Consider the following 16,173-nt stretch of genomic DNA (forward strand, 5'->3'; position numbering starts at 1 on the left):
ATCAAGCACTTCTCGAAATATCGAGAAGTGCTTTTTTTGTGTTATTTATTTAATTCTGAAACAACATCTATCATGTCATCATTAATGACTAAAGAAGCATAAGAGTCATAAGGGGTATTATCTTTATTGATAATAATTAAATTGTCACCTTTGAAATTGGATATGAGACCAGCAGCAGGTTGCACCACTAAAGAAGAGCCTAGTACAACTAATGTGTCTGCATTTTCAATTTTCTGTATTGCACGCATTATAACATTTTGATCCAACATTTCCCCGTATAATACGATGTCAGGTCGAATAGTTGCGCCGCAGATATCGCATTGCTTTAATTGTCTTTCAATGACGTCTTTTTTAGAATATTGTTGATGACATTGATTGCAATAAAAGGTGTTAAGTGACCCATGCAACTCATCTACGTGCTTGCTACCTGCATCCGAATGGAATCCATCGATATTCTGTGTAATGACACCTAAAGATTTTTCCTCATCTTCTAATTGGGCGATCCATTGATGAACAGTATTTGGAGCCTTATCTATGTACATTAATCTTTTATGACAAAAATTAATAAAACCTTCTGGATCATCTTGTAAATAATCGCGACTTAATAAATATTCTGGAGAATAACCTTCTTTAGATATTTCATCAAATAATCCTCCCATAGAGCGAAAGTCAGGTACACCGCTTGCTACCGAAACACCTGCACCTGTAAAAAATACAATGTTACTAGATTGATTTAGTATATTTTTTAAAGATTCAATTTTATTCTTCAAAAAGACACCCCATTTTCATAAAAATTTATCTATACTTTAACTTTATCTCAATCACAAAAACACTTTACAATGATATTATAATAATAAAGCTATTGATATTGAAGACGCCTGTAATTTAATAAAGGGTCAATATAAGATGGAATTTACATAAAACTAGCATGTTAAACATTAGTAGAGACATAGTGAGTAATATTTATGTTTAAATATCATTATATTACAATCAATAATATATTGTAGAGCCTAATTAAGGAGGCAAAATAAAGTGAATAAGCACGACCGTTTAGATGCGATTGCTAAATTAGTAAATAAAAAAGGAACTGTGAGAACCAATGAAATAGTAGATGGATTAAATGTTTCCGATATGACTGTAAGAAGAGATCTAGTAGAACTTGAAAACCAAGGTATATTGACGAAAATACATGGTGGTGCACGAAGTAACTCTACTTTTCAGTATAAAGAGATGTCACATAAAGAAAAACACACACATCAAATGGAAGAAAAAAGGTATATAGCTAAAAAAGCAATTTCATTAATTGAAGATGGTGATACTTTATTTTTAGGACCTGGAACTACTGTAGAAATTTTAGCAGAAGAGATTAATCATCATTCACTTACAGTCATTACGAATTGTTTACCTGTATACAAAATACTATTAGAAAAACAAACCACTAATTTCCGTGTCTACTTATTAGGCGGGGAAATGAGACATTTGACCGAAGCATTTGTAGGTGAAATGGCCAATACGATACTTGAAAAACTACGTTTTAGTAAAATGTTCTTTAGTAGCAATGGTGTTAAAAATGGTGTTGTCATGACTTCTTCAATGGATGAAGCATATACACAACAACTTGCATTAGAACATTCTATTGAGAAGTATTTGCTCATCGACCATTCGAAAGTTGGAAAAGAAGATTTCACATCTTTTTGTCATTTAGATGACTTGACAGCAGTCGTTATGGATGTAACGGATAATGAAAAGTTAGATCAAATAAAATCATATATTGAAGTCGTAGAATAATATTAAAATTAACAAAAACCTTGAATCAATCGATTCAAGGTTTTTATTTTGTTCATAAATTCAACAGTTTTAATCAATTTCCCAAACATTAATGTGTGATAATCACACAATTTAATTATAAATGTTTTAATAAACTATGAATTCAAACAAAATAGCAACATATTATGTTGAATTAATGTTTGATTACGTTTATAATTTAAACATGAAGATTTGAAAGCCTTTTCTCTAATTTTTGAAAGTCGCTTTTAATTAATAAATCAAAAAGGAGATTTTTTATGACAATCATTATTGGATCAGATGTTGATGGTAAACGTTTAAAAGATTTAATTAAAACATACCTAGTTGAAAAGAATTTCGATGTTTTAGACGTAACAGAAGGTAAAGAATTAGATTTCGTTGATTCTACACTTGCCATAGCGAAAGAAGTACAAAAGAACGATGACAATTTAGGAATTGCAATCGATGCTTTTGGTGTAGGTAGCTTTATGACTGCTACAAAAATTAAAGGCATGATTGCTGCAGAAGTATCGGATGAAAGATCTGCTTATATGACAAGAGGTCACAACAATTCAAAAATGATCACTATGGGTTCAGAAATTGTAGGGGATACTTTAGCTAAAAATGTAGTTAAAGGATTCGTTAATGGTCACTATGATGGCGGACGTCATCAAATACGTGTAGATATGCTTAATAAAATGTGCTAATTAAAGGAGGATAAAAAATGAAGATAGCTTTAGGTTGCGATCATATAGTAACTGATACAAAAATGGAAGTTTCACAATTCTTAAAATCAAAAGGTCATGAAGTCATTGACGTTGGGACTTATGATTTTACAAGAACACATTATCCAATCTTCGGAAAAAAAGTAGGAGAACAAGTCACTAGTGGAAATGCAGATTTAGGTATTTGTATTTGCGGAACAGGTGTAGGGATAAACAATGCAGTAAATAAAGTCCCAGGCGTTAGAGCAGCACTTGTACGTGATATGACATCAGCACTATACGCTAAAGAAGAACTCAATGCAAATGTCATTGGTTTTGGTGGGAAAATCATTGGTGAACTTTTAATGTGCGATATTATCGAAGCATTTATCGATGCTAAATATAAACCAACAGAAAAAAATGAAAAGTTAATTGCAAAAATTAAACATTTAGAAACGCATAATGCAGATCAAGCTGATCCTCATTTCTTCGATGAATTTTTAGAAAAATGGGACAAAGGCGAATATCACGATTAAAGGATGACGCATATGATATTAACACTAACATTAAATCCATCAGTAGATATTTCATATGCAATTGAAGCTTTTCATCTCGATACAGTTAATCGAGTATCAAATATTGATAAAACAGCAGGTGGTAAAGGTCTTAATGTGACACGTGTATTAAGTCAAGTAGGTGAGCCAGTTACTGCTAGTGGATTACTAGGTGGTCCATTAGGAGATTTTATTGAAAATCAATTAGACGATTCACAAATTAAACATTCATTTTTCAAAATTAATGAGCCAACGAGAAATTGTATTGCAGTACTACATCAAGGAAAGCAAACAGAAATTTTAGAACAAGGTCCTACGATTAGTAAAGAAGAAGGGGCTAATTTTTTAAAACACGTTGATACATTAATTAAAAAAATAGATGTTGTAGCCATATCAGGTAGCTTACCAAAAGGATTAAATCAGGATTATTATTCAAAGATTATTGAGAAATGTCATGAACATCAATTACCAGTCATACTAGATAGTTCTGGTGACACATTAATGACATCTATACACTCGTCATTCAAACCAACAGTCATAAAACCTAATATAGATGAACTATATCAACTTTTAAATCAACCAGTGGATGAAAGTATAGAAGGACTTAAGAAAGCACTTAACAATCCCATTTTCAATGATATTGAATGGGTTATTGTGTCATTAGGTGCTAAAGGTATGTTTGCTAAGCATCATAATCAATTCTATAAAGTTAATATTCCATCTATCGAAGTATTAAACCCAGTTGGTTCAGGTGACTCTACAGTAGCTGGTATCGCTTCTGCATTGTTAAATCGTGAGAGTGATGAGCAACTACTTAAAAAGGCGAATACATTAGGTATGTTGAATGCTCAAGAATCACGTACTGGATATGTCAATTTAAATAATTATGATGATTTGTATCATCAAATTGAATTATTAGAGGTGTAAATAATGGTAAAAACTCAAAATAAAACGGCAGCAATTTCACAATTAAGTAATGAACAAGGTGTTATTTCAGCACTTGCATTTGACCAACGTGGTGCTTTAAAACGTATGATGGCTAAATATCAAACTGGTGAGCCGACAGTTGAACAAATTGAACAATTAAAAGTTTTAGTAGCAGAAGAATTAACTCAATATGCTTCATCTATCTTACTTGACCCAGAATATGGCTTACCTGCAACAGAAGCAAGAAATAAAAAGTGTGGTTTATTATTAGCTTATGAAAAAACTGGTTACGACGTAAATGCTAAAGGCCGCTTACCAGATTGTTTAGTTGAATGGTCAGCAAAACGACTAAAAGAACAAGACGCAGACGCAGTTAAATTCTTATTATATTATGACGTTGATGATGAAGAACAAATCAATATTCAAAAGCAAGCTTATATCGAAAGAATCGGTTCAGAATGTGTTGCAGAAGATATTCCATTCTTCTTAGAAGTTCTATCATATGATGACAATATTGCAGATAACGGTAGTGTTGAATTTGCAAAAGTGAAACCTAGAAAAGTGAATGAAGCTATGAAATTATTCTCTGAACCTCGTTTCAACGTTGATGTATTAAAAGTAGAGGTACCTGTAAATATGAAATATGTTGAAGGCTTTGCAGATGGAGAGGTTGTTTATACTAAAGAAGAAGCGGCACAACATTTCAGAGATCAAGAGGCTGCAACAAATTTACCATACATTTATTTAAGTGCTGGTGTATCTGCCGAATTATTCCAAGAAACATTAAAATTTGCACATGAAGCAGGTGCCAAATTTAATGGTGTACTTTGTGGACGTGCTACATGGGCAGGTGCTGTTCAAGTATATATTGAACAAGGTGAAGCAGCAGCTCGTGAGTGGTTACGTACAACTGGATTTAAAAATATCGATGATCTTAACAAAGTACTTACTAAAACAGCAACATCTTGGAAATAAATGACATTGATTTGAGGGGAGTATAGCGCTCATGAATAGAGAAGAAGTACAATTAATTGGATTTGAAATTGTGGCATTTGCGGGAGATGCACGTTCTAAGTTTTTAGAAGCATTAACAGCCGCACAAAATAAAGATTTCGACAAAGCTGAAGCTTTAATTGAAGAAGGCAAAAGCCTTATTGCAGATGCGCATAAAGCACAAACTAGTCTTTTAGCTAAAGAAGCTCAAGGAGAAGATATCGCATATAGTGTGACAATGATGCATGGTCAAGACCATTTAATGACTACGATTTTATTAAAAGATGTCATGTCACATTTAATAGAATTATATAAAAGAGGGTGAAGACCTTGATGAAAAAGTTAATTGCCCAGATTGAGAAGGGTAAACCATTTTTTGAAAAGTTATCAAGAAACATTTATTTAAGAGCTATTCGTGATGGGTTTATTTCAGCAATGCCTGTCATCTTATTCTCAAGTTTATTCTTACTAATCGCTTTTGTACCTAATGTATTTGGATTCAAATGGGATAAAGAGATGGAAGGCATCTTGATGAAACCATATAACTATACAATGGGACTTGTAGCATTACTTGTAGCTGGTACGACAGCTAAATCACTTACAGATTCGTATAACCGTAAGCTAGAAAGTACAAACCAAATCAACTTTATTTCAACTATGCTTGCGTCAATCTGTGGTTTCTTATTCTTAGCAGCCGATCCTGCTAAAGAAGGTGGATTTTTAAATGCGTTTTTAGGAACTAAAGGATTATTAACAGCCTTTATTTCAGCATTTATCACTGTGATTGTTTATAACTTCTTTATTAAACGTGACATTACTATCAAAATGCCTAAAGAAGTACCACCGAATATTTCACAAGTATTCAAAGATATTTTTCCATTTTCAGCAGTTATTTTAATATTATATGGTATTGATTTAACAATTAGAGCAACTATTAAAACGAATGTAGCAGAAGCGGTACTTAAAGTATTTGAACCGTTATTTACAGCAGCTAATGGTTGGATTGGAATCACAATTATCTTTGGTGCCTTTGCATTATTCTGGTTTGTAGGTATCCACGGTCCTTCTATCGTAGAACCTGCAATTGCTGCTATTACATATGCAAATATTGAAGCTAACTTTAAGTTAATTCAAGCAGGCGAACATGCTAATAATGTAATTACATCTGGTACACAAATGTTTATCGTAACAATGGGTGGTACAGGTGCTACATTAGTTGTTCCATTTATGTTTATGTGGGTAGCTAAATCTAAACGTAACAGAGCTATTGGTAGAGCATCTGTTGTACCAACATTCTTTGGTGTAAATGAGCCGATCTTGTTTGGTGCGCCATTAGTTTTAAACCCAGTATTCTTTATACCTTTTGTATTAACACCAATTGTAAACGTATGGATCTTTAAATTCTTCGTTGATGTTTTAGGAATGAATAGTTTCTCAGTTAACTTACCATGGACTACACCTGCACCATTAGGTATTGTCATGGGTACGCAATTTGCACTGTTATCATTCGTGCTTGCAGTAGTATTAATCGTCGTTGATATCATTATCTATTATCCGTTCTTAAAAGTTTATGATAATGAAATTCTAGAAGAAGAAGCCGGCATTAAGGAAAGTAATAGTGAGTTACAAGATAAAGTTGCAGCTAACTTTGATACTAAAAAAGCAGATGCTATTTTAGCATCACATTCAAACAAAGGTACTGAAGCTACAACAGACTTAGCAAACAACATTAAACAACAAACAAATGTATTAGTTCTATGTGCAGGTGGAGGAACAAGTGGATTATTAGCCAATGCATTAAATAAAGCAGCTGAAGAATTTAATGTTCCTGTCAAAGCTGCAGCTGGTGGCTACGGTGCACATATGGATATTATGAAAGATTATCAGTTGATTATTTTAGCCCCTCAAGTGGCTTCAAACTATGAAGATATCAAACAAGACACTGACAAATTAGGTATCAAGTTAGTTAAAACTCAAGGTGTTGAGTATATTAATTTAACGCGTGATGGACAAGCAGCACTAGCATTTGTACAAAAACAATTTGAAGATTAGATAGGAGCGTTTTTCATAATGACTAAAAAATTACCTGAAGATTTTATTTTTGGTGGAGCGACTGCCGCATATCAAGCTGAAGGAGCAACTCAAACGGATGGTAAAGGACGTGTCGCATGGGATACTTATTTAGAAGAAAATTACTGGTATACTGCAGAACCTGCAAGTGATTTTCATCATCGTTATCCAGTAGATTTAGAATTAAGTGAAAAGTTTGGTGTGAATGGTATTCGTATATCTATCGCCTGGTCTAGAATTTTTCCAAATGGATATGGTGACGTAAATCCTAAAGGCGTTGAATAATACCATAAACTATTTGCCGAATGTCATAAACGCCATGTAGAACCATTTGTAACGTTACATCACTTCGATACACCTGAAGTACTTCATAAAGATGGTGACTTTTTAAATCGTAAAACGATTGACTATTTTGTAGATTATGCAGAATTCTGTTTTAAAGAATTCCCTGAAGTAAAATACTGGACAACATTTAATGAAATTGGTCCTATTGGTGATGGTCAATACTTAGTTGGTAAGTTTCCTCCAGGTATAACATATGACTTTGGAAAAGTATTTCAATCTCATCACAATATGATGGTGGCACATGCCAAAGCAGTAAAGCTATTTAAAGATGGTGGATATAACGGTGAAATTGGCGTTGTACATGCATTACCTACTAAATATCCTTTAGATCCTAATAATCCAGAAGATGTTAAAGCAGCAGAATTAGAAGATATCATTCATAATAAATTTATTTTAGATGCAACATATTTAGGTAAATATTCAAGAGAAACAATGGAAGGTGTTCAACATATACTTTCTGTGAATGGTGGCAAGTTAGATATCACAGATGAAGATTACCAAATTTTAGATGCAGCTAAAGATTTAAATGACTTCCTAGGTATTAACTACTATATGAGTGATTGGATGAAAGCTTACGATGGAGAATGTCTAATTACGCATAACTCAACTGGTGATAAAGGCGGATCAAAATATCAATTAAAAGGTGTCGGACAAAGAGAGTTTGATGTCGATGTTCCAAGAACAGATTGGGATTGGATGATTTACCCACAAGGTTTATATGACCAAATTATGCGTGTTGTCAAAGACTATCCTAATTATCATAAAATCTATATCACTGAAAATGGTTTAGGTTATAAAGATGAATTTATAGAATCTGAAAAAACAGTTCATGATGATGCACGTATTGATTATATTAAACAACATTTAAATGTTATATCAGATGCAATTGCAGATGGTGCTAATGTTAAGGGTTATTTCTTATGGTCATTAATGGATGTGTTCTCATGGTCAAATGGTTATGAAAAACGATATGGATTATTCTATGTAGATTTTGATACACAAGAACGTTATCCAAAGAAAAGTGCTTATTGGTACAAACAATTAGCTGAAACAAGAGAAATCAAATAAAGTATTTTTTACAAGGTGTGTCATCTTGATGCACCTTGTTTTTTATGTGCGTGATTTGAAAAAATACTATATACTGAATGAAATATATGAAAAAGAGGTAATTTGATGAAGTCAAAATGGCTACTAATGATTAGTATTTTAATCATCGCATTGATTATAGTCGCATTAGCGATAGTTGTACGTCAACAACATGCAACGAAAGTAGATACACAACATTTTAAACAATCATATACTGGTACAATATTTGTGCATGGTTATGGTGGGAGTGCAAACTCAGAAAAATATATGGTAAATCAAGCTGTAAAGCAAGGTGTAACTAATAATGTCATCACAGCTAGGGTATCTAAAAATGGAAATGTCAATTTTAAAGGGAATCTAAAAGACAATGCTGTCAATCCTATAATCAAGGTAGAGATGGAAGATAATAAAAATGGTGACACAGAACAAAACGCTAAAAATATTAAAAATGTATTAGCAAACCTTAAATCAAAATATAAGATTGAAAAGTATAATTTTGTAGGTCACTCAATGGGGAATTTATCATTTGCATACTTTATGAAAATGTATGGTACAGATAAAGACGTACCTCAATTAAATAAAGAAGTTAATATTGCTGGGACATTCAATGGCGTTTTAAATTTAAATGAAAAGGTAAATGAAATTACGGTTGATCATAATGGTAAGCCAAGTAAAATGACTGATAATTACAAAGCATTATTATCTCTTAAAGATAGTTATAAAAATAAAGATATTAAAGTATTAAATATATTTGGAGACTTAAAAGATGGAACACATTCTGATGGGCGTGTTTCAAATGCTTCATCTCAATCTTTAAAATATTTAATAGGAGATTCGGTGAGTAGTTATAAAGAATCTAAATATATTGGAAAGTCAGCACAACATAGCCAATTACATGAAAATAAACAAGTAGCCAATGAAATAATAGAATTTCTTTGGTCTAAATAATTAAAAGGTACAATTTCCATACGTTCAAATCGAGTATTTCTTTTCATTTATAGATTGAAAGAAACGATAATGTAACTTAGTTGGATATTGTACCTTTATTTGTATAGTTTCTTATGATTCACAGTATTCCATTACTAATTCTAATAGCCTTTTTCGATTCGCTTCTCCATATACATGTGGCAAAATCATTATTTCGTCAACATTATAATCATTTTTTAGTTGTTTCAACTGAGCATTTACTTGATAAGGTGACCCACTAATCACACGGTTTGCGTTGGATGACATCTTCTTAAGTTCTCTATCAGACCATTGTCGATTTTTAGCTGTATCAATTGAAGGATAAGATTTAGGTTGATTAGCATAAAAAATCCGTATTAACCATAAATGAAAGGCATTTAGTAATTGATTAGTTTTGTCTTGATTTTCTGCGGTAATGACAAAGGTTGCTAATATAACATATGGTTTTACTTGTTCCCCATAGTGTTGATATATAGTAGATTTATATGTTTCAATAGCCGCTTGAAGTTGCTGTGGTTCTTGTCCCATTTGCGCTATTACAAAAGGTAAGCCTATTCTACCTGCAAGTTTCGCACTTCGTTCACTCATTCCGAGTATAAACATATCAGGATAACTATCTATTTGTGGGGTTGCAATTAAAGTTTGAAATCGATGTGGTTTAGTAACTTCATCAGTAAAATATTTTTGTAAGTCATTTAATTGAGTTTCAAATTGTAGTGGTTGATTTTTATTTTCGTTCAATGCTGCAAAAACATTTGGATAGCTTTTAGAGCGACCTAAAGCCAAATCTACACGTTTTGGATGTCGTGCTTCCATAATTTTAAACTGTTCTGCTACTTTATATGGACTATAGTGTGGCATCATGATACCACCGCTTCCAATACGTATATGATTCGTTTGTTCTAACAGAGACATCATAATCATCTCTGGTGCACTTGATGCTACTGATAAAACTTGGTGATGTTCTGCTACCCAATATCTTTCATATCCCAACTGTTCTGCAAGTTGTGCTAATTCGATACTATGATTCAGTGCATCAGAAGCATTTCTATTTTCAAAAATAGGCACGTAATCTAAAATACTTAGTTTCATAATTGAATGCATCTCCAATTTTGATTTCATTTATTGATTCATATTATACAGTTCAGACGAAATGATTGCGACATCTTGAATTGAGGTATTATGGTAGTATTAATAAATTGAAAAAGGATGATTCGATGAATAATGAACAAATTATTTTTAATAAATATCCTGATGGTATGCCACAGGACGATACATTTAAATACGAAGAAATAGAAACTAAAGATCCACAGAGTGGTGAGATACAATTAAAAACATTGTATATTTCAGTTGATCCGTATATGCGAGGTAGAATGTCACAAGGTGACTCCTATGTTCAACCATTTGAAGTAGGACAACCAATTATAAGTCATATCGTTGCTCAAGTAACTACTTCAGAAGCGGATGGTTTCCAAGAAGGCGATATCGTTACAGGTATGCTACCTTGGAAAAAATATAATACAGTTACTAGTGACAAAGTTAATGTTGTGCCATCTACAGAAGTACCACTTGAATTGTATTTAAGTGTACTAGGTATGCCAGGCCAAACAGCTTATCATGGTTTAATAGATATTGGACGTCCACAAGAAGGTGAAACAGTTGTTGTTTCAGCAGCTTCAGGTGCCGTAGGTTCTGTGGTAGGTCAAATTGCTAAGATCAAAGGATGTCGTGTGGTAGGCATCGCTGGTGGACCTGATAAAGTCAATTATTTAACTGATACATTAGGTTTTGATGCCGGTATTGATTACAAAGATGAGTATTTCGCTGAGAATTTAGCACAAGCATTACCAGATGGCGTGGATGTATATTATGAAAATGTTGGTGGAGCTATTGCAGATGAAGTATTTAAACATCTTAATCGCTTTGCACGTGTGCCTGTGTGTGGTGCTATTTCTTCATATAATCACCCTGAAGACGACATTGGTCCAAGAATACAAGGCACGTTAGTTAAAAAACAAGCTATGATGAGAGGTTTCTTGGTAGCCGAATTTGCAAATGATTTTAAAAATGCGAGTGAAGCATTAGCAGAATGGGTTCGTGAAGATAAAATAAAAACGCAAACAACTGTGGCTAAAGGGTTTGACAAAGTACCAGAAGCATTTAGAAATCTTTTTACAGGTGACAATTTTGGGAAGCAAGTGATTAAAGTAGCAGACCCTGAATAAAAAAGTATATATTAATAACGAGGTAGATCGTTTAATTTAAACCAATTTGAGGTGATTGCAGCATGAAAGCATTAGGATTTGAACAACCATTTAACTTAGGTGAAGGGAACCACTTTAAAGCATATGACATAGACCTACCACAACCTAGGGACACTGAAATTTTAGTGAAAGTAAATAGTATTAGTGTAAATCCCGTAGACACTAAACAAAGGCAATTGCCAGTATCTCATTCACCAAGAATTTTAGGATTTGATGCTGTTGGTATAGTTGAATCAATTGGAAAGAATGTGTCTATGTTTAAAGAAGGAGATAGAGTGTTTTATTCAGGTTCACCTATCCAACATGGTTCAAATGCTGAATATCAATTAATAGATGAACAGTTAGTCGCTCATGCACCTGAAAATGTTTCAGATGAACAAGCAGCGAGTTTACCATTAACTGGAATTACCGCATCAGAAACTTTGTTTGATTGCTTCAATATTTCAGAACGTTCAAAAGACAATGAAGGTAAATCTATATTAATTATTAATGGTGCTGGTGGTGTAGGTAGTATTGCAACACAAATTGCACATCACTATGGTTTACAAGTCATTACAACTGCGTCTAGAGATGAAACAAAGAAATGGTGTTACGACATGGGGGCAGACATTGTAATCAATCATAAAAAAGATTTAAAACAGCAAATATCTCAACAAGGCATTGAAGAAGTGGATTATATATTCTGTACTTTTAATACGGATATGTATTATGAAACGATGATTGATTTAATAAGACCAAGAGGACATATTGCGACAATTGTAGCTTTTAATGAAAAACAAGATTTAAATCTACTTAAGTCAAAAAGTATTTCATTTTCTCATGAGTTTATGTTTGCGAGACCTGTTCATCAAACTAGAGATATGATTAAGCATCATGATTACTTAAAAGATATTGCAATAAAAATAGAGCAGGGTGTCTATCAACCTACAACTACTAAGGTGATTGAAGGTTTAACAGTAGACAATCTTTATAAGGCACACCAAATATTAGAAAGTCATACAATGATAGGTAAGTTAGTAATCAACATTTAATTATTTATGGGAAGTTATTTCGAAAAATTGAATCATAGAGTAAGAAGCAATTTAATTAGGACGAAATGAATAGATATTAAACGTCGAATTAACTGGAATTATTAAGCAACAAAATAGGTATATATGATTAAAACCTGAGACATCGTGTCTCAGGTTTTTTAATTTATCTATAGATCAATCTAAATTTAACAAATTATTAAAATATTAATTGATACAAATTGAAAATAAATAAAATATGATTGGGAGTAAGTAGCTAGGGTATATGAAAGATATAAAAAAGGGGAGTGTTTTACATATGAAGGATAAATCTATTAGCATCGTATTTTGGGTTGCATTATCCATTTGTACGCTATTCGTTATTTATGGTGCAATATTACCAAAACAATTAGAAACCGTTACTAAAAATATTACTTCATTTATAGCGGTTAACTTTTCATGGTATTACCTATTATTAGTGCTACTAATCTTAATAGTATGTGTGTATTTACTATTTTCTAGGTATGCATCAATTACTTTAGGTAAAGAAGGTGAAGATCCAGAGTTCTCATTACCATCATGGTTTGCAATGTTATTCAGTGCTGGTATGGGAATTGGTTTAGTATTTTGGACAACAGCTGAACCTATTAGTCATGCTTTTAAACTAACACCTTTGCATAAAGCAGGTACACAAACTGCAATCAACGATGCCATGCAATTTTCATTTTTCCATTGGGGTATTCATGCATGGGCAGTATATGGCATTGTTGCACTAGTCTTTGCTTATTTTAGCTTTCATAAAGGCTATCCAGGTTTAGTAAGTGCAACTCTAGTCCCAATATTTGGAGAAAAGGCCATGAAAGGTCCTATAGGAGGTGCCATTGACGTATTAGCGGTGATCGCTACTGTAACAGGCGTAGCTGCGACATTAGGTTTTGGTGCTTTACAAATTAATGAAGGACTTCATTTTCTATTTCATCTACCAAATAATTTTGGTACACAAGTGGTCTTAATTGTGATTGCAACAGTTTTATTTACTTGGTCTGCCTGGTCAGGTATCGATAAAGGTATTAAAACACTAAGTAACATTAATATGGCGTTAGCGTTTATTGTATTAGTTGGTTTATTTATTGTGGGTCCAACACTTTATATTTTAAATACGTTTACGAACGGATTAGGTAATTATATAGCCCATTTCTTTAGTATGAGTTTAAGAATCCCATCAAGTCAGCAAAAATTCCAATGGTTACAAAATTGGACGATCTTTTATTGGGCATGGTGGGTATCCTGGGCACCATTTGTAGGAATATTTATTGCACGTGTTTCAAGAGGTCGTACTATTAAAGAATTTATTTTGGGCGTATTGTTTGTCCCGGCATTAGTTTGCTTTATATTCTTTGCAGTTTTCGGTGCATCTGCAATGTATTTGCAAGACAATAAAATTGCTAACATTGCAAAAGAAGCAACTGAAACTGCTACATTTGCCACACTAGAACATTATCCACTTGGATTTATTTTAAGTATTATTACGTTAATCGTAATTATGATTTTCTTTGTTACATCTGCAGATTCAGCGACTTACGTATTAGGAATGCTCAGTTCACAAGGCGATATTAATCCATCTTCAATTGTAAAGGTCAGTTGGGGAATCATTATGGCTTTATTTGCCATTATCATGATTTATACAGGTGGAACACAAGCAATACAGAACTTACTTATTATAGCAGCGTTGCCGTTTTCAATTGTCATTATTTTAATGATATGGTCATTATTTAAATCACTAGGTGAAGAAAAACCACGACCAAGTAATAAAATATTAGTCAAAGATAGAGATTCCGATGTATTAGAATATAAAAGTTCGAAAGATAAAAAAAGTTTTTAGATTTTTTTAAATAAATGTTTTCGATTGCAATTAAATGGGAATAAACCATATAAGTAGTACTTAATTAAATATAAAAACTGATTATTAAATTTTAAATTATTGGTTTTGATTTATTTATAATAGGGTACTCATTTTGTGTGATACTAAAAAAATATAATACTAATTGAGGAGGTGTCATACGAGGTGAAAAGACTTAAAAACTTTATCCTTGGCCTACTTATTGTAGTCATCGTTGGTTTCCTATTGTTTATGTATATTAAAGATAGTCGTATTTCTCAATACCAAGATTACTTCTTACAATTCAATTGGTTCCAACCACTATTGATTGGCCTAGCAGGATTGCTAATATTAATTGGTTTAATATTAGTACTAAGCATATTTAAACCTACGTATAGAAAACCTGGATTGTACAAAGAATTTGACGATGGTCATGTCTATGTATCAAGAAAAGCCGTTGAGAAAACAGTTTATGACACGATCGCTAAATATGATCAAGTTAGACAACCTAACGTTGTTACTAAAATGTACAACAAGAAGAAAAAATCATTTATTGATATTAAGGCAGATTACTTTGTTCCAAACAATGTTCAAGCAACATCATTAACAGAAAGTATTCGTGCTGATATTAAACAAAATGTTGAACACTTTACTGAAATGCCAGTAAGAAAATTAGAAGTAAACGTCAAAGATCAGAAAACTTCTGGTCCAAGAGTGTTGTAAGGGAGGGATATCATGGCTAATAATAATAACCAAAATGGACAAGACTCTACGCAACAACTTATTAACATATTGAAAACTTTCAAATGGAGAATCATCGGATTTTTAGCATTTTTACTTATAGCTATATTATTCCTAACTTTAGGTTTCTGGAAAACCATTTTAATTATTGTTTTATGTTTAATAGGAATTGGAATTGGGTATATTAAAGACCGTACACAAGACTTTTTGAATTTTCTAAATAGATGGAGTTAATTTAACTTTAATTTCTAAGATGTTCATTGAAAGTTTTAAAAAGATTAAAGAATAACAATTTTATTTAAAAAGGAGAATGCAAAATGGCAGTAGATAACAATAAAGCAAAACAAGCGTATGATAACCAAACAGGTGTTAAAGAAAAAGAAAGACAAGAACAACAAAAACAACAGCAACAACAAGAAAATCAACAACCTCAATTTGAAAACAAATTAACTTTCTCTGATGAAGTTGTTGAAAAAATTGCTGGTATCGCAGCTCGCGAAGTTAAAGGTATCTTAGATATGAAAGGCGGCTTCACTGATAGCTTTACTAATGCTTTCTCAAGCGGTAACAATGTAACTACAGGTGTTTCTGTTGAAGTTGGAGAAAAACAAGCTGCAATCGACTTAAAAGTTATTTTAGAATATGGTGAATCTGCACCAAAAATCTTCCGTAAAGTAACTGACTTAGTTAAAGAACAAGTGAAATATATCACTGGTTTAGAAGTTGTAGAAGTTAACATGCAAGTTGATGATGTTATGACTAAAAAAGAATGGCAACAAAAACATGAAAAAGAAAACAACCAAAACAACAACAATAACGAAAGACAAGGTTTACAATAATCTGTCCATTTAG

16 protein-coding genes and 1 pseudogene are annotated in these 16,173 nt (G+C 32.4%); 15 read left to right on the forward strand and 2 right to left on the reverse strand.

Annotation, left to right across the window (positions count from 1 at the left end; translation table 11 throughout):
- Positions 1–41 precede the first annotated feature (41 nt).
- On the reverse strand, positions 42–770 hold the full coding sequence (locus tag AC2D8K_RS07205) for an NAD-dependent protein deacylase (RefSeq protein ID WP_002450498.1): 729 nt from the start codon (positions 768–770) through the stop codon (positions 42–44).
- 262 nt (positions 771–1,032) lie between these two features.
- Here AC2D8K_RS07205 and AC2D8K_RS07210 point away from each other — a divergent pair, with 262 nt between their 5' ends.
- The 9 genes and pseudogenes from AC2D8K_RS07210 (at position 1,033) to AC2D8K_RS07250 (ending at position 9,412) form a co-directional block, all read left to right on the forward strand.
- Positions 1,033–1,788, forward strand: a complete 756-nt coding sequence (locus AC2D8K_RS07210; RefSeq protein ID WP_002450497.1) for a DeoR/GlpR family DNA-binding transcription regulator — start codon at positions 1,033–1,035, stop codon at positions 1,786–1,788.
- A 275-nt stretch (positions 1,789–2,063) separates the two neighbouring features.
- On the forward strand, positions 2,064–2,492 hold the full coding sequence (gene lacA, locus AC2D8K_RS07215; RefSeq protein WP_002450496.1) for a galactose-6-phosphate isomerase subunit LacA: 429 nt from the start codon (positions 2,064–2,066) through the stop codon (positions 2,490–2,492).
- Positions 2,493–2,509: 17 nt separating this feature from the next.
- Positions 2,510–3,025: a galactose-6-phosphate isomerase subunit LacB gene (gene lacB, locus AC2D8K_RS07220; protein ID WP_002450495.1), complete on the forward strand. Its 516-nt coding sequence runs from the start codon at positions 2,510–2,512 to the stop codon at positions 3,023–3,025.
- A 12-nt stretch (positions 3,026–3,037) separates the two neighbouring features.
- Entirely contained in the window at positions 3,038–3,970 is a 933-nt protein-coding gene (gene lacC, locus AC2D8K_RS07225; RefSeq protein WP_002450494.1) for a tagatose-6-phosphate kinase, read from the forward strand.
- 3 nt (positions 3,971–3,973) lie between these two features.
- Entirely contained in the window at positions 3,974–4,945 is a 972-nt protein-coding gene (gene lacD / locus AC2D8K_RS07230; protein WP_484698337.1) for a tagatose-bisphosphate aldolase, read from the forward strand.
- 31 nt (positions 4,946–4,976) lie between these two features.
- Complete coding sequence (locus AC2D8K_RS07235) at positions 4,977–5,288, forward strand: PTS lactose/cellobiose transporter subunit IIA (RefSeq protein ID WP_002450492.1); 312 nt, start codon at positions 4,977–4,979, stop codon at positions 5,286–5,288.
- Between the two features lie 5 nt (positions 5,289–5,293).
- Entirely contained in the window at positions 5,294–7,015 is a 1,722-nt protein-coding gene (locus AC2D8K_RS07240) for a lactose-specific PTS transporter subunit EIIC (protein WP_100066966.1), read from the forward strand.
- 18 nt (positions 7,016–7,033) lie between these two features.
- A pseudogene (lacG, locus tag AC2D8K_RS07245) lies at positions 7,034–8,446 on the forward strand (6-phospho-beta-galactosidase).
- Positions 8,447–8,551: 105 nt separating this feature from the next.
- Entirely contained in the window at positions 8,552–9,412 is an 861-nt protein-coding gene (locus tag AC2D8K_RS07250) for an alpha/beta hydrolase (RefSeq protein WP_002450488.1), read from the forward strand.
- A gap of 111 nt (positions 9,413–9,523) precedes the next feature.
- On the opposite strand, the gene AC2D8K_RS07255 is transcribed toward AC2D8K_RS07250, so the two are convergent.
- A complete protein-coding gene (locus tag AC2D8K_RS07255) occupies positions 9,524–10,522 on the reverse strand; it encodes an LLM class flavin-dependent oxidoreductase (protein WP_002450487.1) in 999 nt (332 codons plus the stop codon).
- A 125-nt stretch (positions 10,523–10,647) separates the two neighbouring features.
- Between AC2D8K_RS07255 and AC2D8K_RS07260 the strand changes: the two genes are divergently transcribed.
- From AC2D8K_RS07260 to AC2D8K_RS07285, 6 genes are all read left to right on the forward strand, one after another.
- Positions 10,648–11,655 carry an NADP-dependent oxidoreductase gene (locus tag AC2D8K_RS07260; protein ID WP_002450486.1) on the forward strand — a complete coding sequence of 336 codons (1,008 nt, stop codon included), beginning with the start codon at positions 10,648–10,650 and terminating at the stop codon, positions 11,653–11,655.
- A 62-nt stretch (positions 11,656–11,717) separates the two neighbouring features.
- The gene (locus AC2D8K_RS07265) at positions 11,718–12,725 is read left to right on the forward strand and encodes a zinc-binding alcohol dehydrogenase family protein (protein ID WP_002450485.1); all 1,008 of its coding nucleotides are present in this window, start codon (positions 11,718–11,720) and stop codon (positions 12,723–12,725) included.
- Positions 12,726–13,020: 295 nt separating this feature from the next.
- Entirely contained in the window at positions 13,021–14,583 is a 1,563-nt protein-coding gene (locus tag AC2D8K_RS07270) for a BCCT family transporter (RefSeq protein ID WP_145505378.1), read from the forward strand.
- Positions 14,584–14,766: 183 nt separating this feature from the next.
- A complete protein-coding gene (amaP, locus tag AC2D8K_RS07275; RefSeq protein ID WP_002450483.1) occupies positions 14,767–15,303 on the forward strand; it encodes an alkaline shock response membrane anchor protein AmaP in 537 nt (178 codons plus the stop codon).
- 12 nt (positions 15,304–15,315) lie between these two features.
- Positions 15,316–15,555 (forward strand): DUF2273 domain-containing protein, encoded by a 240-nt coding sequence (locus AC2D8K_RS07280; protein WP_002450482.1) that lies wholly within the window; start codon positions 15,316–15,318, stop codon positions 15,553–15,555.
- A gap of 83 nt (positions 15,556–15,638) precedes the next feature.
- Complete coding sequence (locus AC2D8K_RS07285) at positions 15,639–16,160, forward strand: Asp23/Gls24 family envelope stress response protein (RefSeq protein WP_002450481.1); 522 nt, start codon at positions 15,639–15,641, stop codon at positions 16,158–16,160.
- Positions 16,161–16,173: the final 13 nt, after the last annotated feature.

Source organism: Staphylococcus sp. 510, from assembly GCF_057219715.1.